Source organism: Pseudomonas sp. UBA4194, assembly GCF_002379585.1.
GTDB lineage: Bacteria > Pseudomonadota > Gammaproteobacteria > Pseudomonadales > Pseudomonadaceae > Aquipseudomonas.
This window is the reverse complement of the sequence record NZ_DFUE01000084.1, coordinates 130,722-156,211: the sequence shown is the minus strand read 5'-3', so window position 1 is coordinate 156,211 and position 25,490 is coordinate 130,722. Positions and strand designations below refer to the sequence as shown.

Annotated in this window: 26 protein-coding genes; 2 read left to right on the top strand and 24 right to left on the bottom strand. The window is 63.2% G+C overall.

Annotation, left to right across the window (positions count from 1 at the left end):
* Positions 1 to 6: 6 nt before the first annotated feature.
* The 9 genes from ccmI to ccmA form a co-directional block, all read right to left on the bottom strand.
* The gene (gene ccmI, locus B3397_RS20605; protein ID WP_296253613.1) at positions 7 to 1,203 is read right to left on the bottom strand and encodes a c-type cytochrome biogenesis protein CcmI; all 1,197 of its coding nucleotides are present in this window, start codon (positions 1,201 to 1,203) and stop codon (positions 7 to 9) included.
* Positions 1,200 to 1,685, bottom strand: coding sequence for a cytochrome c-type biogenesis protein (locus tag B3397_RS20600; RefSeq protein ID WP_296253612.1), 486 nt, complete (start codon positions 1,683 to 1,685; stop codon positions 1,200 to 1,202). Before B3397_RS20600 ends, ccmI begins: the two co-directional genes overlap by 4 nt.
* Positions 1,682 to 2,218: a DsbE family thiol:disulfide interchange protein gene (locus B3397_RS20595; RefSeq protein ID WP_296253611.1), complete on the bottom strand. Its 537-nt coding sequence runs from the start codon at positions 2,216 to 2,218 to the stop codon at positions 1,682 to 1,684. Before B3397_RS20595 ends, B3397_RS20600 begins: the two co-directional genes overlap by 4 nt.
* On the bottom strand, positions 2,215 to 4,185 hold the full coding sequence (locus tag B3397_RS20590; RefSeq protein ID WP_296253630.1) for a heme lyase CcmF/NrfE family subunit: 1,971 nt from the start codon (positions 4,183 to 4,185) through the stop codon (positions 2,215 to 2,217). Before B3397_RS20590 ends, B3397_RS20595 begins: the two co-directional genes overlap by 4 nt.
* A gap of 11 nt (positions 4,186 to 4,196) precedes the next feature.
* The gene (ccmE, locus tag B3397_RS20585) at positions 4,197 to 4,640 is read right to left on the bottom strand and encodes a cytochrome c maturation protein CcmE (RefSeq protein ID WP_296253610.1); all 444 of its coding nucleotides are present in this window, start codon (positions 4,638 to 4,640) and stop codon (positions 4,197 to 4,199) included.
* Positions 4,637 to 4,813, bottom strand: a complete 177-nt coding sequence (ccmD, locus tag B3397_RS20580; RefSeq protein WP_296253608.1) for a heme exporter protein CcmD — start codon at positions 4,811 to 4,813, stop codon at positions 4,637 to 4,639. The genes ccmE and ccmD overlap by 4 nt, the downstream gene beginning before the upstream one ends.
* Positions 4,810 to 5,574 carry a heme ABC transporter permease gene (locus tag B3397_RS20575; protein WP_296253629.1) on the bottom strand — a complete coding sequence of 255 codons (765 nt, stop codon included), beginning with the start codon at positions 5,572 to 5,574 and terminating at the stop codon, positions 4,810 to 4,812. The genes ccmD and B3397_RS20575 overlap by 4 nt, the downstream gene beginning before the upstream one ends.
* 61 nt (positions 5,575 to 5,635) lie before the next feature.
* Complete coding sequence (gene ccmB, locus B3397_RS20570; protein WP_296253606.1) at positions 5,636 to 6,304, bottom strand: heme exporter protein CcmB; 669 nt, start codon at positions 6,302 to 6,304, stop codon at positions 5,636 to 5,638.
* Positions 6,301 to 6,933 (bottom strand): cytochrome c biogenesis heme-transporting ATPase CcmA, encoded by a 633-nt coding sequence (ccmA, locus tag B3397_RS20565; RefSeq protein ID WP_296253603.1) that lies wholly within the window; start codon positions 6,931 to 6,933, stop codon positions 6,301 to 6,303. The genes ccmB and ccmA overlap by 4 nt, the downstream gene beginning before the upstream one ends.
* Before the next feature lie 175 nt (positions 6,934 to 7,108).
* Here ccmA and B3397_RS20560 point away from each other — a divergent pair, with 175 nt between their 5' ends.
* Both B3397_RS20560 and B3397_RS20555 read left to right on the top strand, forming a co-directional pair.
* Entirely contained in the window at positions 7,109 to 8,674 is a 1,566-nt protein-coding gene (locus tag B3397_RS20560; protein ID WP_296253601.1) for a flagellar hook-length control protein FliK, read from the top strand.
* Positions 8,671 to 8,976 (top strand): EscU/YscU/HrcU family type III secretion system export apparatus switch protein, encoded by a 306-nt coding sequence (locus tag B3397_RS20555; RefSeq protein ID WP_296253599.1) that lies wholly within the window; start codon positions 8,671 to 8,673, stop codon positions 8,974 to 8,976. Before B3397_RS20560 ends, B3397_RS20555 begins: the two co-directional genes overlap by 4 nt.
* An 849-nt stretch (positions 8,977 to 9,825) precedes the next feature.
* Here the strand turns inward: B3397_RS20555 and B3397_RS20550 are convergent.
* The 15 genes from B3397_RS20550 to flhB form a co-directional block, all read right to left on the bottom strand.
* Positions 9,826 to 10,218: a DUF2802 domain-containing protein gene (locus tag B3397_RS20550; protein ID WP_296253598.1), complete on the bottom strand. Its 393-nt coding sequence runs from the start codon at positions 10,216 to 10,218 to the stop codon at positions 9,826 to 9,828.
* Positions 10,219 to 10,698 carry a chemotaxis protein CheW gene (locus tag B3397_RS20545; RefSeq protein WP_296253596.1) on the bottom strand — a complete coding sequence of 160 codons (480 nt, stop codon included), beginning with the start codon at positions 10,696 to 10,698 and terminating at the stop codon, positions 10,219 to 10,221.
* Between the two features lie 40 nt (positions 10,699 to 10,738).
* Positions 10,739 to 11,590, bottom strand: coding sequence for a CheW domain-containing protein (locus B3397_RS20540; protein ID WP_296253594.1), 852 nt, complete (start codon positions 11,588 to 11,590; stop codon positions 10,739 to 10,741).
* A complete protein-coding gene (locus B3397_RS20535; protein WP_296253592.1) occupies positions 11,590 to 12,378 on the bottom strand; it encodes a ParA family protein in 789 nt (262 codons plus the stop codon). The genes B3397_RS20540 and B3397_RS20535 overlap by 1 nt, the downstream gene beginning before the upstream one ends.
* A 56-nt stretch (positions 12,379 to 12,434) precedes the next feature.
* Positions 12,435 to 13,310: a flagellar motor protein MotD gene (gene motD / locus B3397_RS20530; protein ID WP_296253589.1), complete on the bottom strand. Its 876-nt coding sequence runs from the start codon at positions 13,308 to 13,310 to the stop codon at positions 12,435 to 12,437.
* A gap of 12 nt (positions 13,311 to 13,322) precedes the next feature.
* The gene (locus B3397_RS20525) at positions 13,323 to 14,063 is read right to left on the bottom strand and encodes a flagellar motor protein (RefSeq protein WP_296253588.1); all 741 of its coding nucleotides are present in this window, start codon (positions 14,061 to 14,063) and stop codon (positions 13,323 to 13,325) included.
* Complete coding sequence (locus tag B3397_RS20520; RefSeq protein ID WP_296253586.1) at positions 14,063 to 15,184, bottom strand: protein-glutamate methylesterase/protein-glutamine glutaminase; 1,122 nt, start codon at positions 15,182 to 15,184, stop codon at positions 14,063 to 14,065. The genes B3397_RS20525 and B3397_RS20520 overlap by 1 nt, the downstream gene beginning before the upstream one ends.
* A 38-nt stretch (positions 15,185 to 15,222) precedes the next feature.
* Entirely contained in the window at positions 15,223 to 17,430 is a 2,208-nt protein-coding gene (locus B3397_RS20515; RefSeq protein WP_296253584.1) for a chemotaxis protein CheA, read from the bottom strand.
* 59 nt (positions 17,431 to 17,489) lie between these two features.
* Entirely contained in the window at positions 17,490 to 18,278 is a 789-nt protein-coding gene (locus B3397_RS20510; RefSeq protein WP_296253582.1) for a protein phosphatase CheZ, read from the bottom strand.
* A gap of 19 nt (positions 18,279 to 18,297) precedes the next feature.
* Entirely contained in the window at positions 18,298 to 18,672 is a 375-nt protein-coding gene (locus tag B3397_RS20505) for a chemotaxis response regulator CheY (RefSeq protein ID WP_090362272.1), read from the bottom strand.
* Positions 18,673 to 18,893: 221 nt separating this feature from the next.
* Positions 18,894 to 19,640 carry an RNA polymerase sigma factor FliA gene (gene fliA, locus B3397_RS20500; protein ID WP_296253628.1) on the bottom strand — a complete coding sequence of 249 codons (747 nt, stop codon included), beginning with the start codon at positions 19,638 to 19,640 and terminating at the stop codon, positions 18,894 to 18,896.
* Positions 19,634 to 20,467: a flagellar synthesis regulator FleN gene (gene fleN, locus B3397_RS20495; RefSeq protein ID WP_296253580.1), complete on the bottom strand. Its 834-nt coding sequence runs from the start codon at positions 20,465 to 20,467 to the stop codon at positions 19,634 to 19,636. Before fleN ends, fliA begins: the two co-directional genes overlap by 7 nt.
* Positions 20,468 to 20,585: 118 nt before the next feature.
* Positions 20,586 to 21,905 (bottom strand): flagellar biosynthesis protein FlhF, encoded by a 1,320-nt coding sequence (gene flhF, locus B3397_RS20490; RefSeq protein WP_296253578.1) that lies wholly within the window; start codon positions 21,903 to 21,905, stop codon positions 20,586 to 20,588.
* 11 nt (positions 21,906 to 21,916) lie between these two features.
* Entirely contained in the window at positions 21,917 to 24,046 is a 2,130-nt protein-coding gene (gene flhA, locus B3397_RS20485) for a flagellar biosynthesis protein FlhA (RefSeq protein WP_296253626.1), read from the bottom strand.
* 304 nt (positions 24,047 to 24,350) lie between these two features.
* Complete coding sequence (flhB, locus tag B3397_RS20480; RefSeq protein WP_296253576.1) at positions 24,351 to 25,487, bottom strand: flagellar biosynthesis protein FlhB; 1,137 nt, start codon at positions 25,485 to 25,487, stop codon at positions 24,351 to 24,353.
* Positions 25,488 to 25,490: the final 3 nt, after the last annotated feature.

The window sequence follows — 25,490 nt, the reverse complement described above, 5'->3', positions numbered from 1 at the left end:
GCCTCTCTACTGGTCCGGGCTGTCGATGGTCAACTGCTGGAGCGCCGTGGCCTTGCTGGACACCGGCACCCCTCGGGCTACCCATTCGCCTTGAGTGGGCTGGCCCGCCCGGGAAACCCGGGCCATCAGTTGGACTTCGGCGAAGTTCGACAGTTTCAGCTGGGGCATCATGGCATCGGCGTCGGTCAGCTCGACTTCCACCGGCAACTCGGCCACCGTCATGCGCTTGACCGCCAAGGGCATCGGCGGGCCGGAAACGGCGCGAGCGAAAACAAACACGCTATCACCCGGCTGCACCTTGGCCTGAACCTGTGGCGCCAGGCTGACCTTGACCTTCAAGGCGCCAACGGTAACCTTGGCGGCCTCGCTCACCACCGGCGCCGCACCCAAGCGTTCACGGGCTCGATCGATACCGCCTTGCAGCGCGCTCCGCGAGGCATCCTGTTCCGGCAACAGTGCCAACAGGCGCTGCCAGTAGTCGATGGCTTGCTGATAGCGCTGCCCTTCGAACGCGGCAATGCCGAGCAAGCCCAGGCTGGTAGCTTCCTTGGGATCGCCGATCAACGCCTCGTCGGTCAGCGCCTGGATCTGCGCCGACCACTGCTTGTCGTTGGCAAAATACAGCGCCTGAGCCCACTGCCCGAGCAGCTCCGGCTGGCGCCCACTCAGGCCAATGGCGCGTTCGAACAGCTTGGCCGCATCCGCCGGCCGGTTCTGTGCCATGTAGGTACGGCCAAGAAAATACAACCCTTCCACCGAATCCGGCTGCACTTCGACCGCGCGCTCCAGGCGTGCAGTCATCTGCGCCATGGACGTCGGCGGCACGGAGAATTCGCGGGTCAGCTCGACCTTGTCGCTGGCGCCGTAATGCAGATACAGGCCCAGGCCCAGCACCGGTACCAACAATGCCGCCACCAAGGGCAACGCCTTGCCCAGCGGGGAAGCCCTGACGCTGTCTGCGCCATCGGTATCGGCCAGCAGCTCGCGCGCCGCTTCCGCCTGGCCATTCTCCAGCTGCGCCGAGGTCAGTACCCCCTCCTCCTGCTGGGCCTTGAGCTCAGCCACGCGTTCCTGATACAGCGCCACGTTCAACGCCGTGCGGTCCTCTTCAGGTTGGGCGCGGCGAACGCGCAGGACAGGAATCAGCAGAACACTCGACGCCACCAGCAGCAACAGGCCAGCAGCCAACCAGAAATCGATCATGGGTGGTTTTTATCCAACGGTTTTTGGTCGAGCAACGCCGCCAGGCGCGCGCGTTCGGCAGCAGAAAGATCGCGCGGGCTTGAGGCCGGTTGCCGGCGACGACGGCGTACCATCACCCCGATCACCACCAAGCCCCCCAGCAACAGCCCGGCCGGGCCGAACCACAACAGCCAGGTACGCGCCGTGAGCGCCGGCTTGTAGCGCACGAACTCACCATAGCGATCGACCATGAAGTCGATGATCTGGGCATTGTCCTTGCCCTCGCCGAGCATGCGGAAGATTTCCCGTCGCAGGTCGGCAGCGATCGGCGCATTGGAGTCGGCGATGTCCTGATTCTGGCATTTGGGACAGCGCAGCTCCTGAGTCAGCTCGCGAAAGCGCTGACGTTGCGCGTCGTCGGCGAACTGGTAGGTATCGATGGCCGCGTGAACCACGCCACTCAGACCCAAGGCCAGCGCCAGCACAGCGAACCAACGCCTCATGGCCGGGCCTCGTCGACCAGTCCCTGATACAGCGGCGCCAGTTGTTCGCGCCACACGGTGTCATCGATCACCCCTACCCACTTGTGCCGAATGATGCCCTTGGCATCGATCAGGAACGTCTCGGGCGCGCCGTACACACCCAGATCCAGGCCGAGGGTGCCCTCCTTGTCGCTGATGTCCAGGGCGTAGGGGTTGTGATAATCGGCCAGCCATTTCTGCGCAGCGGCGTTGTCATCCTTGTAGTTGATGCCGTAGATCAGCACGCCCTGCCCGGCCAGCTTGTTGAGCACCGGGTGTTCGACCCGGCAGGCGATGCACCAGGTGCCCCAGACGTTGACCAGCGCCGGCTTGCCGAGCAGGTCGGCGCGGCTCAGGGTCTTGTCGCCCTGGGTCGTGGGCAGGGAAAACTCGGGGAACGGCTTGCCGATCAGCGCCGAGGGCAGCTCGGCGGGGTCCAGGTACAGGCCCCGGTAGAGAAACACGGCCACTATCAGGAACGCCGCCAGCGGCACCACTAGAATCCACCGCCTCATGCCGCTGCTCCCATGCCCAATACATCCCGTACGCGCGCCTTGACCTTGACCCGGTAGCGCTTGTCCAGTGCGGCCAGGAATCCGCCCAGGCCGGTGAGCAAGCCACCGAACCAGATCCAGCGCACGAACGGCTTGACGTGGATACGCACCGCCCACGCACCGTTTTCCAGGGGCTCGCCCAACGCCACGTAGATGTCCCGGGTGAAGCCGGCGTCGATACCGGCCTCGGTCATCATCGATTGCTGAACCGTGTACAGCCGTTTCTCCGGATGCAACAGCGTCACCTGCACGCCGTTGCGCAGCACTTGCACGCTGCCCCGGTCGGAGGTGAAGTTCGGCCCCTGATAATGCTGGGCGCCGTTGAAGATGAATTGGTAGCCGGCCAGTTCCATGCTATCGCCCGGTGCCATGCGCAAGTCGCGCTCGGCGCTGTTGTTGCTCGACAGCACCACGCCCAGCGCACACACAGCAATGCCCAGATGCGCCAAATGCATGCCCCAGTAGCTGCGTGGCAGGCTGGCGATGCCCCGGCGCAGCCCTTTGTGGCGAGTCTTGTCATGCAGATCACGCAGACCGGCCAACAGAATCCACGCCGCCAGGGCGAAGGTGGTCAACACCGGCCAATCGAAGTCGCCCAGCAGCCAGGAGGCCACTGGCGCCAGCACCGCGCTGCCGATCAGTACCGGCACCAGCATGCCGCGCAGCCACGCCACCGGCGTACTCTTCCAGCGCACCAGTACGCCCACTGCCATCACCAGCATCAGCAGGCCCATGAGCGGCACGAAGAGCGCATTGAAATACGGCGGCCCCACCGACAGCTTGGCCCCGGTCAGGGCATCGAGCACCAGCGGATACAGGGTGCCGAGCAAGATCATGGACGCGGCGACCACCAGCACCAGGTTGTTGCCCAGCAACAGCGTTTCTCGCGACCACAGGGTGAAGCCGACCTGGCTCTTCACCACCGGCGCGCGCAGGGCGAACAAGGTCAACGAGCCGCCCACCACGAACAACAGGAAGATCAGGATGAACACGCCACGGGTGGGATCGGAGGCAAACGCATGCACTGACGTCAGCACCCCGGAGCGGACCAGGAAAGTCCCCAGCAGGCTCAGTGAAAATGCCGCGATGGCCAGCAGTACGGTCCAGCTTTTGAACACCCCGCGTTTCTCGGTGACCGCCAATGAATGGATCAGCGCCGTGCCCACCAGCCAAGGCATGAATGAGGCGTTCTCTACCGGGTCCCAGAACCACCAGCCACCCCAGCCCAATTCGTAGTAGGCCCACCAGGAGCCCAGGGTGATGCCGATGCCCAGAAAACTCCAGGCAACGATGGTCCAGGGCCGCGACCAGCGCGCCCAGGCGGCGTCCAGCTTGCCCCCCAGCAACGCGGCAATGGCGAAGGCAAACGCCACCGAGAAGCCGACGTAGCCCATGTACAGCATCGGCGGGTGCACGATCAGGCCAATGTCCTGCAACAGTGGGTTGAGATCACGGCCGTTGCCGGGTATCTGCGGCAGCACACGGGTAAACGGGTTGGAGGTGAGGATCAGGAACAGCAGGAAGCCGATGCTGATCATGCCCATGATCGCCAGCACCCGCGCCAGCATGACCTGGGGCAGTTGCCGGGAAAAGATCGACACGGCGAACGTCCAGCCACCCAGGATCAGCGCCCAGAGCAGCAGCGAGCCTTCGTGGGCACCCCACACGGCGCTGAACTTGTAATACCAGGGCAAGGCGCTGTTGGAGTTTTCGGCCACGTAGCGCACCGAGAAATCATCAGCCATGAAGCTGTAGGTCAGGCAGCCGAAGGCAAAGGCCAGAAAGGCGAATTGCCCCCAGGCCGCAGGCTGCGCCAGGCTCATCCACAGGCGGTCGCCGCGCCAGGCGCCCATCAACGGCACGCTGGCCTGCACCACGGCGAAACACAACGCCAGGATCATCGCCAGATGGCCCAGTTCCGGAATCAGCAGCGGCGCGATCATGGTGTGTTCCCCGCCTGACCATTTTCCTTGAGCGCCTTGGTGACCTCCGGCGGCATGTACTTCTCGTCGTGCTTGGCCAGCACCTCATCCGCCACCACCACACCCTCGCCATTGAGCTTGCCCAGGGCGACGATGCCCTGCCCCTCGCGAAACAGGTCCGGAAGGATGCCACGGTAGGTGATGGTCACGTTCCTGTTGAAGTCGGTGACCACGAAGCGCACGTCCAGGGAGTCGGCCGAGCGCTGCAGCGAGCCTTTCTCCACCATGCCGCCGGCACGGATGCGAGTGTCCACGGGGGCTTCACCGTTGGCGATCTGGGTGGGGGTATAGAACAGGTTGATATTCTGTTGCAGCGCGCTGAGGGCCAGGCCCACGGCGGCGCCCACCCCCACCAGCAGGCCGAGGATGATCAACAGACGTTTCTTGCGCTGCGGCTTCACTTGCCCTTCTCCCGGCGCAGACGGCGCGCCTCTTCTTGCAGATAACGACGTCGAGCCAGCAATGGGCCAGCAACGTTGATGGCCAGTACGGCCAGGCAGAGGCCATAGGCCGACCAGACGTACAGGCCATGATGGCCCATGGCTAGAAAATCGCCGAATGAAGCAAAACTCATCGTGCCCCCTCCTGACCGAGGTGCTGCACCAACTGTTCCCTGACCCAGCTGCTGCGCGCTTCGCGCTTGAGCACCTCCAGACGCATGCGGGCCAGCAGCACGGCGCCGAAGAAGCAGTAGAAGCCCAGCGCGGTCAGCAGCAGGGGCAGCCACATCTCGGCCGGCATGGCCGGCTTTTCGGTGAGGGTGAAGGTCGCGCCTTGATGCAGGGTGTTCCACCATTCGACCGAGTACTTGATGATCGGAATGTTGATCACCCCGACGATGGCCAGCACCGCGCAGGCCTTGGCGGCGCTCTCGCGATTGCTGATGGCCTGGCCCAGGGCGATCAGGCCGAAATACAGGAACAGCAGAATCAGCATGGAAGTCAGGCGTGCGTCCCACACCCACCAGCTGCCCCAGGTCGGCTTGCCCCAGATGGCGCCCGTGGCCAGCGCCAGGGCGGTCATCCAGGCGCCGATGGGCGCAGCGCACTGCAGGGCGACGTCGGCGATCTTCATTTTCCACACCAGGCCGACCACACCGGCCACCGCCATCATCACGTAGCAGGACTGGGCCAACATCGCCGCCGGCACGTGGATGTAGATGATCCGAAAGCTGTTGCCCTGCTGGTAATCCGGCGGCGCGAACGCCAACCCCCAGACCACGCCGATGCCGATCAGCAACGCTGCCGCCACGGCAAGCCAGGGCAGCAGCCTGGCGCTGATGCCATAGAACCATTTGGGCGAGCCCAGCTTGTGAAACCATGTCCAGCTCATCACGCTGTTCTTCATCACGGTGTATCCAAAGGCGTTGGCTGGCCGTGCATGCGGCCAGGTCTCATTATTCGCCGACGCTGATCTTCAGGCCAGCGGCGATGGCAAAGGGTGTCAGGGTGACCGCCAGAACGGTCAGGCTGGCCAGCCACAACAGGTAACCGGCCACCGGCATGCCTTGCAGAGCGGCTTGCAGCGCGCCGCTGCCCAGGATCAACACCGGGATGTACAACGGCAGGATCAGCAGCGCCAGCAGCAGGCCGCCGCGCTTGAGACCCACGGTAAGTGCCGCGCCCACCGCACCCAGCAGGCTCAGCACCGGGGTGCCCAGCAGCAGCGACAGCAGCAGAACCGGCAGGCAGGCCGCCGGCAGGCCCAGCATCAGCGCCAGCAGCGGTGACAGCAGCACCAGCGCCAGGCCAGAGAACGTCCAGTGTGCCAGAACCTTGGCCAGCACCAACAGCGGCAGCGGATGAGGCGACAGCACCCACTGCTCCAGCGAGCCGTCTTCGAAGTCGCTGCGAAACAGGCCGTCCAGCGACAACAGCACGGCGAGCAGCGCCGCCACCCACACCAGACCCGGCGACAAGGTTTGCAGCAACTGCATTTGCGGACCTACGGCCAGGGGAAACAGCGCGATGACGATGGCGAAGAATACCAGCGGGTTGGCCAGTTCCGCCGGTCGGCGACACAGCAGGCGGGCTTCGCGCTTGAGCAACAGGCCGAATACGCTCATGGCGCGTACCTGCCCAGGTCCAGTTCGCGGTAGCTGGCCGGCTGGCGTGTCAGGCTGTGGTGAGTGGTCAGCACCACCGTGCCACCGCGCTCGCAGTGGCGTGCCAGGTGTAGTTCCAACTGGACCACCCCCTGTTTGTCGAGCGCGGTGAAGGGCTCGTCGAGAATCCACAATGGCGGGCCCGGCAAATGCAGCCGCGCCAGGGCGACGCGGCGTTGCTGGCCTGCGGACAGGGTATGGCAAGGCACGTCTTCATAACCACGCAAGCCCACCGCCTCCAGCGCAACGCCGATCTGCCGGTGATTGGCGGGGGTATGCAGGGCGCAGAGCCAGGCGAGATTTTCCTCGGCGCTGAGCAGGTCCTTGATCCCCGCGGCATGGCCGATCCACAGCAGATTGTGCCCCGCTTCGCTGCGTTGCTCGGCCAATGGCTTGCCGTTCAGCAGCACCTGGCCGGCAGTGGGCAGCATCAGCCCGGCGAGCAGACGCAACAGGCTGGTTTTGCCGCTGCCATTGGGGCCGCTGACCTGCAGCATGTCGCCAGCGTGCAGGGGCAACTGCAGATGCTCGAAAAGCATCCGCCCGTCGCGCTCGCAGGCAAGGTCGGTAGCATGCAGGTGTGGGATCAAGACTCGGCCTTAACATCGGGTGGAAGCGGGTTGCAATCGCTGCCGGCATTCAAGTTTGCTGGGCGGCTGCCGTTATACTGCCATAGCAGTGTATACAAGGCTTGGGCCAGATTGGCTCGGCATTATACATGCGTCGCCCGGCCACAAGGGCGCAATCGACACAGGTTTCATGCGCATGCCCGACTTGATCAACAACGTCGCCGCCCCCCTTCCCGCCACCGGCACCGCGCGGCCAGGCGCGTCGGCGGCGGAGCTGGTGAAAATCACCCAGCCGCTGAACAGCCTGCTGGCGGTGGGCGAAAGCGTGGACGCCGAAGTGGTCGCCGTGAAGCCCGGCAGCCAGAACTTCGAACTGCTGCTGCGCCTGAGCCTGGCAGGTGGCGGCGTGGCCACCATCACCGCGAGCAGTCAACAGCCGGTGACCCAGGGCACCCAGTTGCTGGTGTCGAACCTGGCGGGCAATGCGCCGCTGGTCACCCTGCAGCAGGCGCAGAGCGCCAACGTGGCCACCCTGACACGGATCGATACACAGAAACTGCCGGTGGGCACCCTGCTGCAAGGCCAGGTCACCAGCAGCCAGTTGTTGCCCCAAGCCGCTGGACAGCCCGCGGTCTATCGGGCCATGGTCACCCTGCTCAATACCGCCCTGGCCGGTAACATCCTGGCTTTGGACAGCCCGCAACCCTTGCGCCAGGGCAGCCTGCTCAGTGCCCAGGTCCAGGGCAGCCAGGCCTTGAACTTCGTGCCACTGAGCGGACGCATGGATCAATTGGCGGTGTCCCAGCAGTTGGCCACCCAGCAGACCCGCCAAGGCTCGCTCGATGGCCTGCTGGCCGCCTTGCAGAACCTGCAGCAGAGCGCGCAGGTGCCACAGCAGGCACGCGACGGCGTCGAACGCCTGTTGGCAACGCTGCCGGATTTCCAGCAGATGACCGACCCGAAAACCGTCGCCCAGGCCATGCTCGGCAGCGGCGCTTTCCTGGAGGCCAACCTGTTGAACGGTCAGCCGGCGCCCGATCTGAAATCGGCGTTGCTGCGCCTGGTGGCACAACTCACCCCTGGGCAAACCGCCACTACCGCTCTCAATCCCATGCTGGCCGCGACGGTACTGACGCAAGCCATGCCCGGTCGTGTGCGCAACGCCTTGAACGCCTGGGGTCAGGTCAGCGAGAAACCGCAAGTGGTGAGTTTCCCCCTGCCCGCGCGCACGACGCCCAAGGGCGAAGGCGATGATGATCTGGAACACCTGCTACGCCTGGCCGGCGCCGCCGTGGCGCGCTTGCAGAGCCATCAGTTGGCGGGGCTGGAGCAAAGCGGACGAAGCGCCGACGGTGGTTTGCAAACCACGTGGCAACTGGAAATCCCGATGCGCCACCTGAATGAATTCATCCCGCTGCAGGTCAAGGTACAGCGCGAGGATGGCAAGGACGAGCAGGCGCCGAACGATGCCAATGAACCGCGCCCCAACAAGGAAAAAATCTGGCGCGTGGACCTCGCCTTCGATCTGGAGCCCTTGGGGCCCCTGCAGGTGCAAGCGCAATTGGCCCATGGCAGCCTGTCGAGCCAGCTCTGGGCCGAACGCCCAGGCACCGCTCAGTTGATCGAGCACCAACTGGACAACCTGCGCGAACGGCTACAGGCCAGCGGCCTGACCGTTGCCGACCTGCAATGCCACCAAGGCACACCTCCACAAGGCCCGCGCACGCGGTTGGAACAACGTTGGGTGGACGAAACCGCATGACCGACAAGACACCCCGCCAGGCCATTGCCCTGCGCTATGACGGGCATCAGGCCCCGACCTTGACGGCCAAGGGTGATGATGACCTGGCCGAGGCGATTCTGGCCATGGCGCGGGAATACGAAGTGCCGATCTATGAGAATGCCGAGCTGGTGAAGATGCTGGCGCGTATGGAGTTGGGGGACAGTATTCCGGAGGAGTTGTATCGCACGATTGCTGAGATCATTGCGTTTGCGTGGCATTTGCAGGGGAAGTTTCCGGCGGGGTTCGTTCGGTCGCCGGTGGAGCGAGATATCACCCCTTAAACGGCGTTTTGATCGCCTTGCTGGCTTTGGGATTTGGGTACATATCCGTTTGCGCGGGGGCGCTGGTTTTGGTTTCGCGCCTTACGCGCGACTTACTTTTTCAGACGCCAAAAAGTAAGCAAAACGCTGCGCCCTCCATACGGCCCTGCGCTGCGCTACGGGTTCCCTCACTCCGGCGATGCTCCGGGGGCCGGCTTTTACGGCCGTCCCTGGCCTAAAAGCCTGACTCGGCTCCTGCCTCGTCTCCCCCTACACATCGCCTGCGTTCGGCCGGGCTGGGACGGGCGTGAGGTCAAGATCACAAGCGAGATCAAAAGCGGATCAAAGGCGGGGGGTTGGTTTGGGTTTGGCTTGGGTTTGGGTTTGGGTTTGGGTTTGGGTTTGGGTTGGCTTAGGTTTGGGTGTGGCTTGGTTTGGTTTGGTTTGGTTTGGCTTGGTTTGGGTTGGTTTACCTTGGCTTGGGTTTGGTTTGGCTTGGCTTCACTTGGCTTGGCTTTGGCTTTAGCTCTTGATCTTGATCTTGATCTTGCTCCAACGCCCCTTTCCAGCCCGGCCGAACGCAGGTGGTGTGTAGGGGGAGACGAGGCAGGAGCCGAGTCAGGCTTTTAGGCCAGGGACGGCCGTAAAAGCCGGCCCCCGGAACGCCACCGGAGTGAGGGGACCCGTAGCGCAGCGAAGGGCCGTATGGGGGGCGTAGCGTTTTGCTTACTTTTAGGCGCTTGTAAAAGTAAGTCGCGCGTAAGGCGCGAAACCAAAAGAAGCGCCCCCACGCAACCGGATATGTACCCCATCCCACCGCCATCGCGGGCAGAGCCCGCTCCCACAGGGGTGCTGCGGCAACCCGAGCGATCAGCCGCGGTGCAGCTTGCTCATCAGTTCAGCCTCCGCCTGCGTCAACCCACACGCCTGCGTCAGCTCATCCACCGATGCCCCCATCCCCACCAGCTTGGCTGCCTGCGCGAACGACAAACTCCCCGGGTCACGCTGCTCGATCTGCGCCAGCTTGTCCGGCAAAGGCCCCACCACCGCCCGCAGCTCGTGCAGCGCATCGCCCATGCGCACATTCAGATTCTGATAATCGTCCAGCCGCTTGGCCAGATCACGCAGCCGCTGATCGCGCACGGCATCGCCCGCGGCCTGTTCGGCAGCCATCAGGCGCTGGCTTTTCTGATAGCTCAGGAACATCGCAACGGTCCCGACCCACAGCACCGCCAGCAGTACGACAGCAACCTCGAAAATCAATCAGATGTTCTCCAGATCGGACCACTCTTCTTCGGACATCATCTTGTCCAGTTCCACCAGGATCAGCAACTCGCCGTTCTTGTTGCAGACACCCTGGATGAACTTGGCGGATTCTTCGTTACCCACGTTCGGCGCGGTTTCCACTTCAGACTGGCGCAGATAGACCACTTCGGCCACGCTGTCGACCAGAATCCCGACCACCTGCTTGTCGGCTTCGATGATCACGATGCGGGTGTTGTCGCTGACATCGGTGGGCGCCAGGCCGAAGCGCTGGCGGGTGTCGATCACCGTCACCACGTTGCCGCGCAGGTTGATGATGCCCAACACATAGCTCGGCGCGCCTGGCACCGGAGCGATCTCGGTGTAGCGCAACACTTCCTGCACCTGCATCACGTTGATGCCGTAGGTTTCATTGTCCAGGCGGAAGGTGACCCACTGCAGGATCGGATCTTCGGAACCTTGTGCGGACGACTTCTTCATACCCCTAACCTCTCAAATACCGTGTCTACGGCGTGTTCGTTCATGGCTTCGGCTTGGCGCTGGCCTTGGCCGGTGATTTGGCGACGTGCATCAGATGTTTGGCGCCGCCGCTGGCGATCAATTCGGCCAGTTCGGCGACATCCAGCAGCGCGCACATGTGTTCGATGACGGTACCGGCCAGCCAGGGCCTTTGGCCGCGCTGGCTGCGCCATTTGATTTCGCTGGGGTCCAGGCGCAACGAGCGGCTGACCTGATGCACTGCCAGCCCCCATTCGTAGCCCTGCACCGAGATCACGTATTGCAGCCCTTGCTGGAAATCGTCGCGGTAGCGGTCGGGCATGACCCAGCGCGCGGTGTCGAGAACTTTCAGGTTCCCGCTGTTGCTGGGCAGAATGCCGAGAAACCAGTTGGGCTGCCCGAACAGCGGGGTGAGTTCCTGACCCGCCAGGGAGTAGATCGACCCCAGGCACACCAGCGGCACCGCCAGGGTCAACCCGGCGACGTCGAACAACAGGCATTCGAACGGTTCTGCTGCCCAGCTGGGGCGGCCATCCTCGAGGGTGGGCGTCTTGGTACCGCCCGGGGCCGGCAAGTGCACGTCCACCACTGGCGCCACCGGCGTCGGCGTGGCCGGCAGCACAGGCGCCACCACCGGCGCCAGGCGAACCGGCTCAAGGGCGACGGGCTGCACGGCGGCCGGCGCGGCTTCGACCACCCGACTGACCCGCGCATCCCGGGCCTGCTCTTCGAGCACCGCAGCCTGGAACTCATCGAGTACGTCCAGGCGGGTCTCGAACTCTTCGAAGGCTTCGGTGGCGTCCTGCAACAGCCCATCCAGATAGGACTGCAGGGCGACTTGCGGACGCTGGGCGATATCGACCGGACGGTTCATCAGGCTACCTGCGTGACGAGCTGCTGCGACAGCAAGTGCTTGAGCAGGGCGCGATAAGCGACCACGCCGCGGCTCTTGCCGTCGAACTGCGAAGGGGTTTGCCCGGCACGACTGGCATCGCGCAGGCGTGTGTCCACGGGAATGTAGCCGGGCCAGATGTTCTGGGTGTAGTCGTCGCGCAACGCGCGCAGCGTGCTCAGCGAAGCCTGGGTACGGCGGTCGAACAAGGTCGGTACGATGCTGAACGGCAGCGGCTGCTTGCGCGAACGGTTGATCATCGCCAGGGTACTGACCATGCGTTCAAGGCCTTTGACCGCCAGGTACTCGGTCTGCACCGGGATCACCAACTGCTGGCTGGCCGCCAGGGCGTTGACCATCAGCACGCCCAGCAGCGGGGGACTGTCGATCAGGGCGTAGTCGAAGTCCTGCCACAGTTGCGCCAGGCTTTTGGCAATGACCAGTCCCAGGCCGCTCTGCCCCGGTTGCTGGCGTTCAAGCGTCGCCAGTGCGGTACTGGAGGGCAACAGGGAGATGTTCGGGTCGCTGGTGGGCAGCAGCAGTTGCCCGGGCAACCCCTGGGGCACGCTGCCCTTGTGCAGGAACAGATCGAAGCAGCTGTGCTCTAGCTCGTCTGGATTGTGGCCAAAATAGCTGGTCATGGAACCATGGGGGTCCAGGTCGACCACGACCACACGCTTGCCGGCCTCGGCCAGCAGGCCAGCCAGGGCGATCGAGGTGGTGGTCTTGCCGACCCCGCCTTTTTGATTGGCTACTGCCCAGACTCTCATCGTGGTGGTTTCTCCTCGGCACCGCTGCCCACTACCGAGATAGTGAAGGTTCTAAGTTATTGGCCTGATGACGGACTTTTGACAGGCGTCGGCGCTGTTACCGGCGACGGTGCAGTTTGTGTGCCAGCCCGGCGTAATGCCGCATCCGGTTTGGCATTGGCCGATCCTGAACTGGTAATGCTGCGCCGCACGTCGAGGTTGCGCGAAATCACCAGCACCACGCGGCGGTTGCGCCCTCGCCCATCGGCACTGTCGTTGCTGGCCACCGGCTGGAATTCGCCATAACCCACCGCCGCCATGCGCCGGGGGTCGATGCCCTCCATGGCCATCATGCGTACGATACTCGCCGCTCGGGCCGTGGACAGCTCCCAGTTCGTCGGATACTGCGCCGTGCGGATCGGCTGGTTGTCGGTGAAGCCTTCCACGTGCACCGGGTTATCGAAGGGTTTGAGAATCTTCGCCACTTTCTCGACGATGGCGAACGCCGTGTCGCTGGGCATCGCATCGCCGCTGCCGAACAACAGGCTGGACTTGAGCTCGATCTCGATCCACAGCTCGTTGCCGCGCACCGTGAGCTGATCGGACTTGATCAAATCGCCAAAGGCATCGCGGACACTGTCGGCGATGGTCTGCAGCGGGTCATTGGCCTGGCCGATGGCCGCTTCGGTCTGCTCGCTTTCACTGACCAGCGGCTCGGCCGGTTTGACCGTCAATGGGCGTTCGTCGCCGATGGGAATGGGCTTGAGGCTGCGCTCGGGGTCGTTGAACACGCCTACCAGCGCCTGGGACAGCACCTTGTACTTGCCTTCGTTGACCGAGGATATCGAGTACATCACCACGAAAAAGGCAAACAGCAAGGTGATGAAGTCGGCATACGACACCAGCCAGCGTTCGTGGTTTTCATGTTCCTCAGGTCGGCGGCGGCGAGCCATGGCGTAGTCCCCTCAATCCATGAAGCCTTGCAGCTTCAGTTCGATGGAGCGCGGATTCTCGCCCTCGGCAATGGACAGAATGCCTTCGAGCAGCATCTCACGGTACGCCGACTGCCGATGCGCAATGGCCTTGAGCTTGTTGGCCACCGGCAGCAGCACCAGGTTGGCACTGGCCACGCCATAGATGGTGGCAACGAAGGCCACGGCAATACCGTTGCCCAGTTGCGACGGATCGGCCAGGTTGCCCATCACGTGGATGAGCCCCATCACCGCGCCGATGATGCCGATGGTCGGCGCATAGCCGCCCATGCATTCGAACACCTTGGCGGCCTGGATATCGCGGGTTTCCTGGGTGTAGAAGTCCACTTCCAGGATGCTGCGAATGGCCTCGGGCTCGGCGCCGTCGACCAGCAACTGCAAGCCTTTGCGGGCGTAGTTGTCTGGCTCCGAATCGGCCACGGTCTCCAGGCCCAGCAGGCCCTCCTTGCGCGCCACCAGGCTCCAGTTGACCACCCGATCGATGCCGCCGGCCATGTCGACCCGCGGTGGAAACAGAATCCAGCGCACGTTCTGCAAGGCGCGCTTGAACGCGCTCATGGGCGACTGGATCAGGGCCGCCGCCAGGGTGCCCCCCACCACGATCAACGCCGCCGGGCCATTGAGCAGCGCCGACAGATGCCCGCCCTCCAGGAAGTTGCCGCCGATGATGGCGATGAACCCCAGAATGATCCCGATCAGGCTCAAGACGTCCATCAGACGCAGGCCTCCACCAGGTGCCGGGCCATGTCGTCCAGGGCATACACGGCATCGGCCAGGTTGGCCTTGACGATGGCCATGGGCATGCCATAGATCACGCAGCTCGCTTCGTCCTGGGCCCACACCTGGCTGCCGCCCTGCTTGAGCAGACGCGCGCCTTCGCGACCGTCGGCGCCCATGCCGGTGAGCACCACGGCCAGTACCTTGTCGCCGTAGGACTTGGCCGCCGAGCCGAAGGTGATGTCCACGCAGGGCTTGTAGTTCAGGCGTTCGTCACCGGGCAGGATCTTCACCGCGCCGCGGCCGTCGACCATCATCTGCTTGCCGCCGGGGGCCAGCAGCGCCAGGCCCGGTCGCAGCACGTCGCCGTCCTCGGCTTCCTTGACGGTAATGCGGCACAGCTTGTCCAGGCGTTCGGCAAAGGCCTTGGTGAAAGCCGCCGGCATGTGCTGGATCAACACGATGGGCGTGGGGAAATGGGCCGGCAACTGAGTCAGCACCCGTTGCAGCGCCACCGGGCCGCCAGTGGAGGTACCGATGGCCAGCGGCTTGTAGGGTTTGCGCTTGGGCGGCGGCGGGGTCGGGGTCGGCGTGGCGGCCGGCGTGCGAGTTGGCAGGGACCTTGTGGCGGCAGGCGCGGCTGCCGGCCGGCTCGGGGCCGGGCTGGCGGCAGTGGTTACCGGCGCGGTGGCCGGAGGACTGTAGCTGCCCATGCGCCGGTTGCTGCGCGAGATGGTGTGAACCTTCTCGCAGAGCATCTGCTTGACCTTCTCGGGGTTGCGCGAGATGTCTTCGAAATTCTTCGGCAGATAGTCCACCGCTCCCGCGTCCAGCGCATCGAGGGTTACCCGAGCGCCTTCGTGGGTGAGCGAGGAGAACATCAATACCGGGGTCGGACAGCGCTGCATGATATGACGTACGGCGGTGATGCCATCCATCATCGGCATCTCGTAGTCCATGGTGATCACGTCAGGCTTGAGCGCCAGGGCCTGATCGATTGCCTCCCGGCCATTGGTCGCAGTCCCCACCACCTGGATGGTCGGGTCCGACGAAAGAATTTCCGAGACGCGGCGGCGGAAAAAACCAGAATCATCCACCACCAGGACCTTGACTGCCATAAACACTCCATTAGACGGCGCACGAGACGCCGTCGACATCAGATACGCCGCGCGGCGTAGCGCTTGAGCATGCTCGGTACATCGAGAATCAGCGCGATGCGCCCGTCCCCGGTGATGGTCGCGCCGGACATGCCCGGGGTGCCCTGGAGCATCTTGCCCAATGGCTTGATCACCACTTCTTCCTGGCCCACCAGTTGATCGACCACGAAGCCGATACGCTGGGTGCCCACGGAGAGGATCACCACATGGCCTTCGCGCTGCTCCTCATGGGCGGCCGAACTGACCAGCCAGCGCTTGAGGTAGAACAATGGCAGCGCCTTGTCGCGCACGATGACCACCTCTTGACCGTCGACCACGTTGGTGCGCGACAGGTCCAGGTGGAAGATCTCGTTGACGTTGACCAGCGGGAAGGCGAACGCCTGGTTGCCCAGCATCACCATCAGGGTCGGCATGATTGCCAAGGTCAACGGCACCTTGATGACAATCTTCGACCCCTGGCCCTTGGCGGAGTAGATATTGATCGAGCCGTTGAGCTGCGCGATCTTGGTCTTGACCACGTCCATGCCGACGCCGCGGCCGGACACATCGGAGATCTCGGTCTTGGTGGAAAAGCCTGGGGCGAAGATCAGGTTGTAGCAGTCCGATTCGCTCAGGCGATCGGCGGCGTCCTTGTCCATCAGGCCCTTTTCCACGGCCTTGGCGCGCAGGACGTTGGGGTCCATGCCCTTGCCGTCATCGCTGATCGACAAGAGGATATGGTCACCTTCCTGCTCGGCCGACAACACCACGCGACCACCGCGGGACTTGCCCGAGGCTTCACGTTCTTCCGGGGTCTCGATGCCGTGGTCAACCGCGTTGCGCACCAAGTGCACCAGCGGGTCGGCGAGGGCCTCGACCAGGTTCTTGTCCAGATCGGTCTCTTCGCCCACCAACTCCAGGTTGATCTCTTTCTTCAACTGCCGCGCCAGGTCGCGGACCAGGCGTGGGAAGCGGCCGAAGACTTTCTTGATCGGCTGCATGCGGGTCTTCATCACCGCGGTCTGCAGATCGGCGGTCACCACATCCAGGTTGGACACGGCCTTGGACATGGCTTCGTCGCCACTGTTGGCACCCAGGCGCACCAGGCGGTTACGCACCAGCACCAGTTCGCCGACCATGTTCATGATCTCGTCCAACCGCGCGGTGTCGACGCGCACGGTGGTCTCGGCCTCGGTAGCCGCAGGCTTGTCGGCGGCCGGGGCGCGTGCCGGAGCCGGCTCGGGCTTGCGCACAGGTGCAGGTGTCGCGGCAGGCGCAGCGGCCTTGGCGGCCGCAGGCGCCGGCGCGACGACGACTGCCGCCTCGCTGGCGACTTCGGAGAACTTGCCCTTGCCGTGCAGTTCATCGAGCAGGGATTCGAATTCGTCGTCGGTGATCAGGTCGCTGGCACCTGCGGCCGGCGTGGTGGGTACGGCCACCGCTGGCGTTTCGGCTTTCACCGCATCGGCGGTAAACGTGCCTTTGCCGTGCAACTGATCGAGCAATGCCTCGAACTCGTCGTCGGTGATCTCGTCGCTCGGCGCAGTGCTGTCAGTGACCGGGGGCTTGGCCACCGGGCTGACGGCGTCGGCGGCGAACTGGCCTTTGCCATGCAGCTGGTCGAGCAGGGATTCGAATTCGGCGTCGGTGATCTCGTCGCTGGCGGGCGCCACCGCTTCGCTCGGTGCCACCGGCGCATTGGCCTGGGCCTTGACCGCGTTCAGGGAATCCAGCAGCGCTTCGAACTCGCTGTCGGTGATGTCGTCGTCGGACGCCGCTTCAGGCGCCTGCACCACCGGTGCAGCAGGCGCCACCGCCGGCGCGGGAGCCTCGGCCGAAGCCGGCTCGGCCAGGCGCGCCAGGGCTTCCAGCAATTGTGGACTGGCAGGCGTAACGTCAGTGCGCTCGCGCACTTCGGCGAACATGCCATTGACTGCATCCAGCGCTTCGAGGACCACGTCCATCAGCTCGGAATCGACCCGACGCTCGCCTTTGCGCAAGATGTCGAAGACGTTTTCGGCGATGTGGCAGCATTCCACCAGCTCGTTGAGCTGGAGGAAGCCGGCGCCCCCTTTTACAGTGTGAAAACCGCGAAAAATTGCATTGAGCAGGTCGGCATCATCGGGTCGGCTTTCCAGCTCGACCAGTTGTTCGGACAGTTGCTCGAGAATTTCGCCGGCCTCTACCAGGAAATCCTGAAGGATTTCTTCGTCGGCGCCGAAGCTCATGTGGATGCTCCCTGGAGTACGTTGTTAACGGTCAACACAGTCAGGCGTGGCGCGTTGGCCTAGAAGCCCAGACTGGACAGCAGATCGTCGACATCGTCCTGACCGGATACGACGTCTTCCCGTTTATCGGCATGAATCTGCGGACCTTCACCCCGAGTCGGATGTTTTTCTTGATCTTTTTCCGCACGCAGCTTGTTGTGGTCATGTTCGATGCCGGCAAAGCGGTCTACCTGGCTGGCCATGAGCACCAGTTTGAGCAGGTTGCTTTCCACTTCGGTCACCAGCGCAGTGACGCGCTTGATGACCTGACCGGTCAGGTCCTGGTAATCCTGAGCCAGCAGAATGTCGTTCATGTGTGCGGACACCTCGCGGTTGCCCTGCTCGCTGCGGGTCAGGAAGGTATCGACCCGACGCGCCAGTTCGCGGAACTCGTCTGCGGCAATTTCGCGACGCATGAAGCGCTGCCAGTCCACGCTCAAGGCCTGGGCTTCGCTGCTCAGCTCGTTGAGTACCGGGGTGCTCTGCTCCACCAGGTCCATGGTGCGGTTGGCCGCATTCTCGGTCAGGCGCACCACATAGGAGAGTCGCTCGGTGGCGTCGGTAATCTGCGACACCTCCTCGGCCTGCGGCATGTGCGGGTCGATCTGGAAGCTGACGATGGCGCTGTGCAGTTCGCGGGTCAGTTTGCCCACTTCCTGGTACAGCCCGCGGTCACGGGTCTGGTTCAGCTCATGGATCAGCTGCACCGCCTCGCCGAACTTGCCTTTTTCGAGGCTGTCGACCAACTCCACGGCGTGTTTCTTCAGGGTCGACTCAAAGTCGCCCAAGGAGTTTTGTTGATGGTCCATTGCGCCCCCGTGGCGAAGATCAGCTATTGACGCGCTCGAAAATCTTCTCGATCTTTTCTTTCAGTACTTGCGCAGTGAAAGGCTTGACCACATAGCCATTAACGCCGGCCTGGGCGGCTTCGATGATCTGCTCGCGCTTGGCTTCGGCGGTCACCATCAGCACCGGCAGGTGCTTGAGGCGGTCGTCGGCACGCACCTGGCGCAGCAGGTCGATCCCGGACATGCCGGGCATGTTCCAGTCGGTGACCAGGAAGTCGAAGTTGCCGCTGTGCAGCATCGGCAGCGCAGTGTTGCCATCATCGGCTTCAGCCGTGTTGGTGAAACCCAGATCGCGCAGCAGGTTCTTGATGATCCGCCGCATCGTCGAGAAGTCGTCGACGATGAGGATTTTCATGTTCTTGTCCAATTAGTAGACCTCCAGCAGTCTTGAACACGCCCAGCCCCTGGGCGTGCATAACAATCAAATTCGGTTGGCTCACTTGCTACTGCAGATCGGATTCGTGCTTTGTCAGGACCGGCGCTATCGCGGGCAGAGCCCACTCCCACCGAGGCATGACTCACACCCCCTGTGGGAGCGGGCGCTGCCCGCGATAGCGCCAGCCCCGACAACGCCAATCAACGCGCCCGCCACTCCCCCAGGCGACCGCGCAAGCGCGCCGCGCATTGGCTGTGCAACTGGCTCACGCGTGACTCGCTGACCCCCAGAACCTCACCAATTTCCTTGAGGTTCAACTCTTCGTCGTAATACAGCGACAGCACCAGTTTCTCGCGATCCGGCAGATTGGCGATGGCCTCGGCCAGCGCCGCCTGAAAACGCTCGTCTTCCAGGTCCCGCGAGGGTTCCAGCGAACCGCTGGCGCCGTCTTCGTGCAGCCCTTCGTGCTCGCCGTCCTGCAAAAGGTCGTCGAAACTGAACAAGCGGCTGCCCAGGGTATCGTTCAAGATCCCGTAGTAATCATCGAGACTCAACTTGAGTTCGGCCGCAATCTCGTGATCTTTAGCGTCGCGACCGGTTTTTGACTCAATCGAGCGAATCGCGTCGCTGACCATGCGCGTATTGCGATGCACCGAACGCGGTGCCCAGTCACCTTTGCGCACTTCATCGAGCATGGCGCCGCGGATACGGATACCGGCATAGGTCTCGAAACTGGCACCCTTGCTCGAGTCGTACTTGGTCGACACTTCGAGCAGGCCGATCATGCCGGCCTGGATCAGGTCTTCGACCTGCACACTGGCGGGCAGACGCGCCAGCAAGTGGTAGGCAATGCGCTTGACCAGCGGCGCGTACTGCTCGATGAGCTGGTACTGCTGCGAGTCACGCGAGGCCTTGCTGTACATACGATATCCGCTGGCGCTCATGATACGGGCCCTGCACTGGTTTGCTGAACCAACCGCTCGACGAAGAACTCCAGGTGGCCACGCGGATTGGCGGGCAGCGGCCAGGTGTCGACCTTCTGTGCAATGGCCTTGAAGGCCAGGGAGCACTTGGAGCGAGGAAAGGCTTCGTACACGGCGCGCTGCTTCTGCACGGCCTTGCGCACGGATTCGTCGTACGGCACGGCACCCACGTATTGCAGGGCGACGTCGAGGAAACGGTCGGTGACCTTGGTCAGCTTGGCGAACAGGTTGCGTCCTTCCTGCGGGCTCTGAGCCATGTTGGCCAGCACGCGGAACCTGTTCATGCCGTAGTCGCGGTTGAGCAGCTTGATCAAGGCGTAGGCGTCGGTGATCGAGGTCGGCTCGTCGCACACCACCAGCAACACTTCCTGGGCGGCGCGCACGAAGCTGACCACCGAATCGCCGATACCGGCGGCGGTATCGATGATCAGCACGTCGAGGTTGTCACCCACGTCGCTGAAGGCCTGGATCAAGCCTGCGTGCTGCGCCGGCGAGAGGTGCACCATGCTCTGGGTGCCCGAGGCTGCCGGCACGATGCGCACGCCGCCAGGGCCTTGCAACATCACGTCGCGCAGCTCGCAGCGGCCTTCGATGACGTCGGCCAGGGTGCGCTTGGGCGTAAGCCCCAGCAAAACGTCGACGTTGGCCAGACCCAGGTCGGCGTCCAGCAGCATGACCCTGCGGCCAAGCTCGGCCAACGCCAGAGACAAGTTCACTGACACATTAGTCTTGCCGACGCCACCCTTGCCGCCGGTCACCGCGATCACCTGTACGGGATGCATGCTGCCCATGTTCGTTCTTTACCTTGTCTAGACCGAGGCTACATCGATGGCTGCCAGTTCGCGCAAGCGAACATTCCCTGGCAGACACGCAACGCAGGAAGTTTGTGATTGCATAACGTTCCTCACCTCAGCCAACTCTTTTGTTAGGGCTGTGGTAGAGATCAGCGAACATATCGGCCATGGCCTCTTCGCTGGGCTCCTCCTGCATTTGCACGCTGACGGCACGACTTACCAGTTGGTGTCGGCGTGGCAAATGTAAATCGTCAGGAATGCGCGGCCCATCGGTGAGATAGGCAATCGGCAATTCGTGACTGATGGCCAGGCTCAGCACTTCGCCGAGACAAGCCGTTTCATCGAGTTTGGTCAAAATGCACCCTGCCAGTCCGCAGCGCTTGTAGCTGTGGTAGGCGGCAGTGAGCACCTGTTTCTGGCTGGTTGTGGCCAGGACCAGATAGTTGCGCGCATTGATGCCGCGCCCTGCCAGGCTTTCCAGTTGCATGCGCAAGGCCGGATCGCTGGCTTGCAGGCCAGCCGTGTCGATCAGCACGACGCGCTTGCGCAGCAGGGGTTCGAGGGCCTGCACCAGCGACTGGCCAGGATCGACCTGAGTCACGGAGACATTGAGGATACGCCCCAGGGTCTTGAGTTGCTCCTGAGCACCGATACGGAAGCTGTCCATGCTCACCAGCGCTACGCTCTGCGAGCCGTACTTCAACACGTACCGCGCTGCCAGCTTGGCCAGCGTGGTGGTCTTGCCCATGCCGGCAGGGCCGACCATGGCAATCACACCGCCTTCTTCGAGCGGCTCGACTTCCGGGGTTTTGATCATCCGCGCCAGGTGAGCCAGCAGCATGCGCCACGCCTGACGAGGTTCGCGAATCTCCCGGGTCAGCGCCAGCAGTTCATGGGCGATCGGGCCGGACAGGCCGATGCGTTGCAGGCGGCGCCACAGGTTGGCCTGGGCCGGTTGGCTGCCTTGCAGCTGCGTCCAGGCCAGGGAGCCGAGTTGCACTTCCAGCAGTTCGCGCAGGCCATTGAGTTCGGCACGCATCGAATCGAACAGACGCTGATCGACCGCAGGCGCGGCCACTGGTGCCGGTTGCGGGCGTGCAGGTTCTTCGTGGCGCGGCTCGGCCAACGGCTCGGCGGCGGTCAACGGCAGGCCGGCGAACAGTTGGCGATTGGTGGTCGCATCGGCGTCGCTGCGAGTGCTCAGCTCGGCCTGGGCGGAAACGATGCGCGACTGGGTCTTGCGCAGTTCGTCTTCCAGCTCGACGTTGGGCACGCGTGGCGCCAGAGCCGACAATTTGTAGTCCAGCGCAGCAGTCAGCTCGACACCGCCAGCAATCCGGCGGTTGCCAATGATAGCGGCATCGGCGCCCAGCTCATCGCGGACCAGCTTCATGGCCTGACGCATATCGGCGGCGAAAAAACGCTTAACTTGCATAACCCACTACCTCAGCCGTTGGGCCCTACTGTCGCAACGATAGTAACTTGTTTGTTATCAGGTATTTCCTGATACGCCAGCACATGCAGATTGGGAACCGCCAAACGCCCGAACCGCGAGAGCATCGCCCGAACCGGCCCGGCCACCAGCAGGATCACTGGCTGGCCTTGCATTTCCTGGCGCTGGGCAGCGTCGATCAACGAACGCTGCAACTTCTCGGCCATGCTCGGCTCCAGCAAAACGCCTTCTTCTTGGCCCATTCCTGCCTTCTGCAGACTATTGAGCAATATCTGTTCCAACCTTGGCTCCAGCGTGATAACTGGCAGCTCGGACTCAACGCCTACAATGCTTTGCACGATGGCGCGGGACAAACCGACACGTACGGCCTGGACCAGCGCGGCGGTATCTTGACTCTTGTGTGCGTTGTTGGCGATGGCCTCGGCAATGCTGCGAATGTCCCGCACCGGCACCTGTTCGGCCAGTAGCGCCTGCAGCACTTTGAGCAGCGAGGACAACGACAGGATACCGGGAACTAGCTCTTCCGCCAGCTTTGGTGAGCCTTTTGCCAGTACTTGCAGCAATTGCTGCACTTCTTCATGACCAATGAGCTCGTGGGCATGCTTTTGCAGAATCTGATTCAAGTGGGTGGCGACTACGGTACTGGCGTCCACCACGGTGTAACCCAGGGACTGCGCCTGGCTGCGCGTGTTGACGTCGATCCACACCGCCTCCAGGCCAAAAGCCGGATCCTTGGCGGTAATGCCGTTGAGCGTGCCGAATACCTGGCCGGGGTTGATCGCCAGTTCGCGGTCCGGGTAGATCTCGGCTTCGGCCAGAATCACGCCCATCAGCGTCAGACGATAGGCACTCGGGGCCAGATCGAGGTTGTCGCGAATGTGCACGGTCGGCATCAGAAAGCCCAGGTCCTGGGACAGCTTCTTGCGCACACCCTTGATCCGCGCCAGCAGCTGACCACCCTGGTTGCGATCCACCAGGGGAATCAAACGATAGCCCACTTCCAGGCCGATCATGTCGATGGGCGTGACGTCGTCCCAGCCCAGCTCCTTGGTTTCCTGGCTGCGGGCCGGCGACGGCAGCATTTCCTGCTGCCGCTGGACCTCGGCCAGGGCCTGGACCTGTACCTGATTCTGCTTCTTCCACAACAGGTAGGCCGCGCCGCCTGCCACGGCACCCAGGGTGATGAAGGCAATGTGCGGCATGCCGGGCACCATGCCCATGATCACCATCAGCGCACCGGAAACCGCCAGGGCCTTGGGCGAAGCGAACATCTGACGCTGGATCTGCTTGCCCATTTCCTCGGAGCCGGAGGCGCGGGTCACCATGATCGCCGCCGCAGTGGACAGCAGCAGCGAGGGCAACTGTGCCACCAGGCCGTCACCGATGGTCAGCAGCGCGTAGACCTTGCCCGCTTCGGCGAACGGCATGCCGTGCTGCAGCATGCCCACGAGCATCCCGCCGATGAGGTTGATGAACAGGATCAGCAAACCGGCTATGGCGTCGCCGCGCACGAACTTGCTGGCACCGTCCATGGAGCCGTAGAACTCGGCTTCCGCCGCCACTTCGCTGCGGCGCGCCTTGGCCTGGGCCTGGTCGATGAGGCCGGCGTTGAGGTCGGCATCGATAGCCATTTGTTTGCCGGGCATGGCGTCGAGGGTAAAGCGCGCGCTCACTTCGGAAATACGCCCTGCACCCTTGGTCACCACCACGAAGTTGATGATCATGAGGATGGCGAACACCACCATACCGACGATGTAGTTACCACCGATCACTACTTCACCGAACGCTTGCACGACCTTGCCCGCGGCGGCGTGGCCTTCCTGGCCGTGGAGCATGATCACACGGGTGGACGCCACGTTGAGCGCCAGGCGCAGCAAGGTAGCCACGAGCAGAATGGTCGGGAACACGGCGAAGTCCAACGGACGCATGGCGTATACGCACACCAGCAGCACGACGATGGACAGGGCGATGTTGAAGGTGAAGAACACGTCCAGGAGCAAAGCCGGGATCGGCAGCATCATCATGGCCAGCATCACCAGCAGCAACAACGGCACCCCGAGGTTGCCGCGGCCCAGGCCGACGATGTTGCTGCGAGCGGTGTTGATTAATTGCGAGCGATCCACCGACATTCCCCACTTCCCCAAGCAAACTTTTGACGCCTTCGGGCGCCTTGCAGGGGATATTGCAAGAAGGGGTCCAACTTTTGCGGGGTGGGGTTAAAGATTGGTCGATGGCTGCCGAGGGGTGGGTTTTTCCTGGGGTTATGGGGTGGATGGTCCCCTCACCCTAGCCCTCTCCCTGAGGGAGAGGGGGCTAAAAGCGGATCGCCGATAGCCGCAACACCACCGTACGGCTCCCTCTCCCTCAGGGAGAGGGCTGGGGTGAGGGGACCATTCACCACAAGTCTCAACCCTCAACCCTCAACCCTCAACTATCACGCTGCAAATCCGGCGGAATCGGCAAGTCCTTCAACGGATCAGGCCGTTTGCCCCGGCCCGCCTGATACTGGCGAATCTGGTACACATAGGCCAACACCTGGGCCACCGCCAGGTACAGACCGGCCGGGATCTGATGCTCCAGCTCCGTGGAATAGAAGATCGACCGTGCGAGGGCCGGCGATTCCAGGATCTGGATCTGATGCTGGTTGCCGATCTCGCGGATCTTCAGCGCCACGAAGTCCGAGCCCTTGGCCAGCAGCACTGGCGCACTGCCCTTCTCCGGGTCGTACTTGAGCGCCACGGCGTAGTGGGTCGGGTTGGTGATGATCACGTCGGCTTCAGGGATGGCCGTCATCATGCGGCGCTGGGACATCTCGCGCTGCAACTGACGAATGCGCCCCTTGACCTCCGGCCGACCCTCGGAATCCTTGTGCTCGTCCTTGACCTCCTGCTTGGTCATCATCAGCTTCTGCTTGCTGCTGTAAAGCTGGAACGGCACATCCACTGCCGCAATCAAGGCCAACCCGCAAGACATCCACAACGCGCTCCAGCCCACCAGTTGCACGCTGTGGATGATGGCCATCTCCATGGGCTCATGGGCGATGGCCAGCAGGTCGGCGCGATCCTTGGCCAGCACCACGATCGCCACGATAAGAATGATGGCGAACTTGGCCAAGGCCTTGAGCAGCTCGGTCAAGGCGTGCGCAGAGAACATGCGCTTGAGCCCCGCGGCGGGGTTCATGCGGCTGAACTTGGGCGCCATGGAGCCGGCGGCAAACAGCCAGCCACCGAGGGCGATGGGCCCCACCAAGGCGGCGACGAGCATGGTCACCAGAATCGGCTGGGTGGCCAGGATCGCCAATTTGCCCGACTGCAGCAGGAAGATGCCCATGTAGCGCTCGTCCAGCAACACCTCGCGGCTCAGGGTGAAGTTGCTGCGCATCAGTTGCAGCAGGGTTTCGGCCAGGTGCCCGCCGAAGGCGATCAAGGCGCCACAGCCGGCGACCATCACCGCCAGGGTGTTGAGCTCCTTGGAGCGCGCAATTTCACCTTTTTCCCTGGAGTCCTTCTTGCGTTTCTCCGTGGGGTCTTCCGACTTGTCGGCACCGCTTTCGCTTTCGGCCATGGC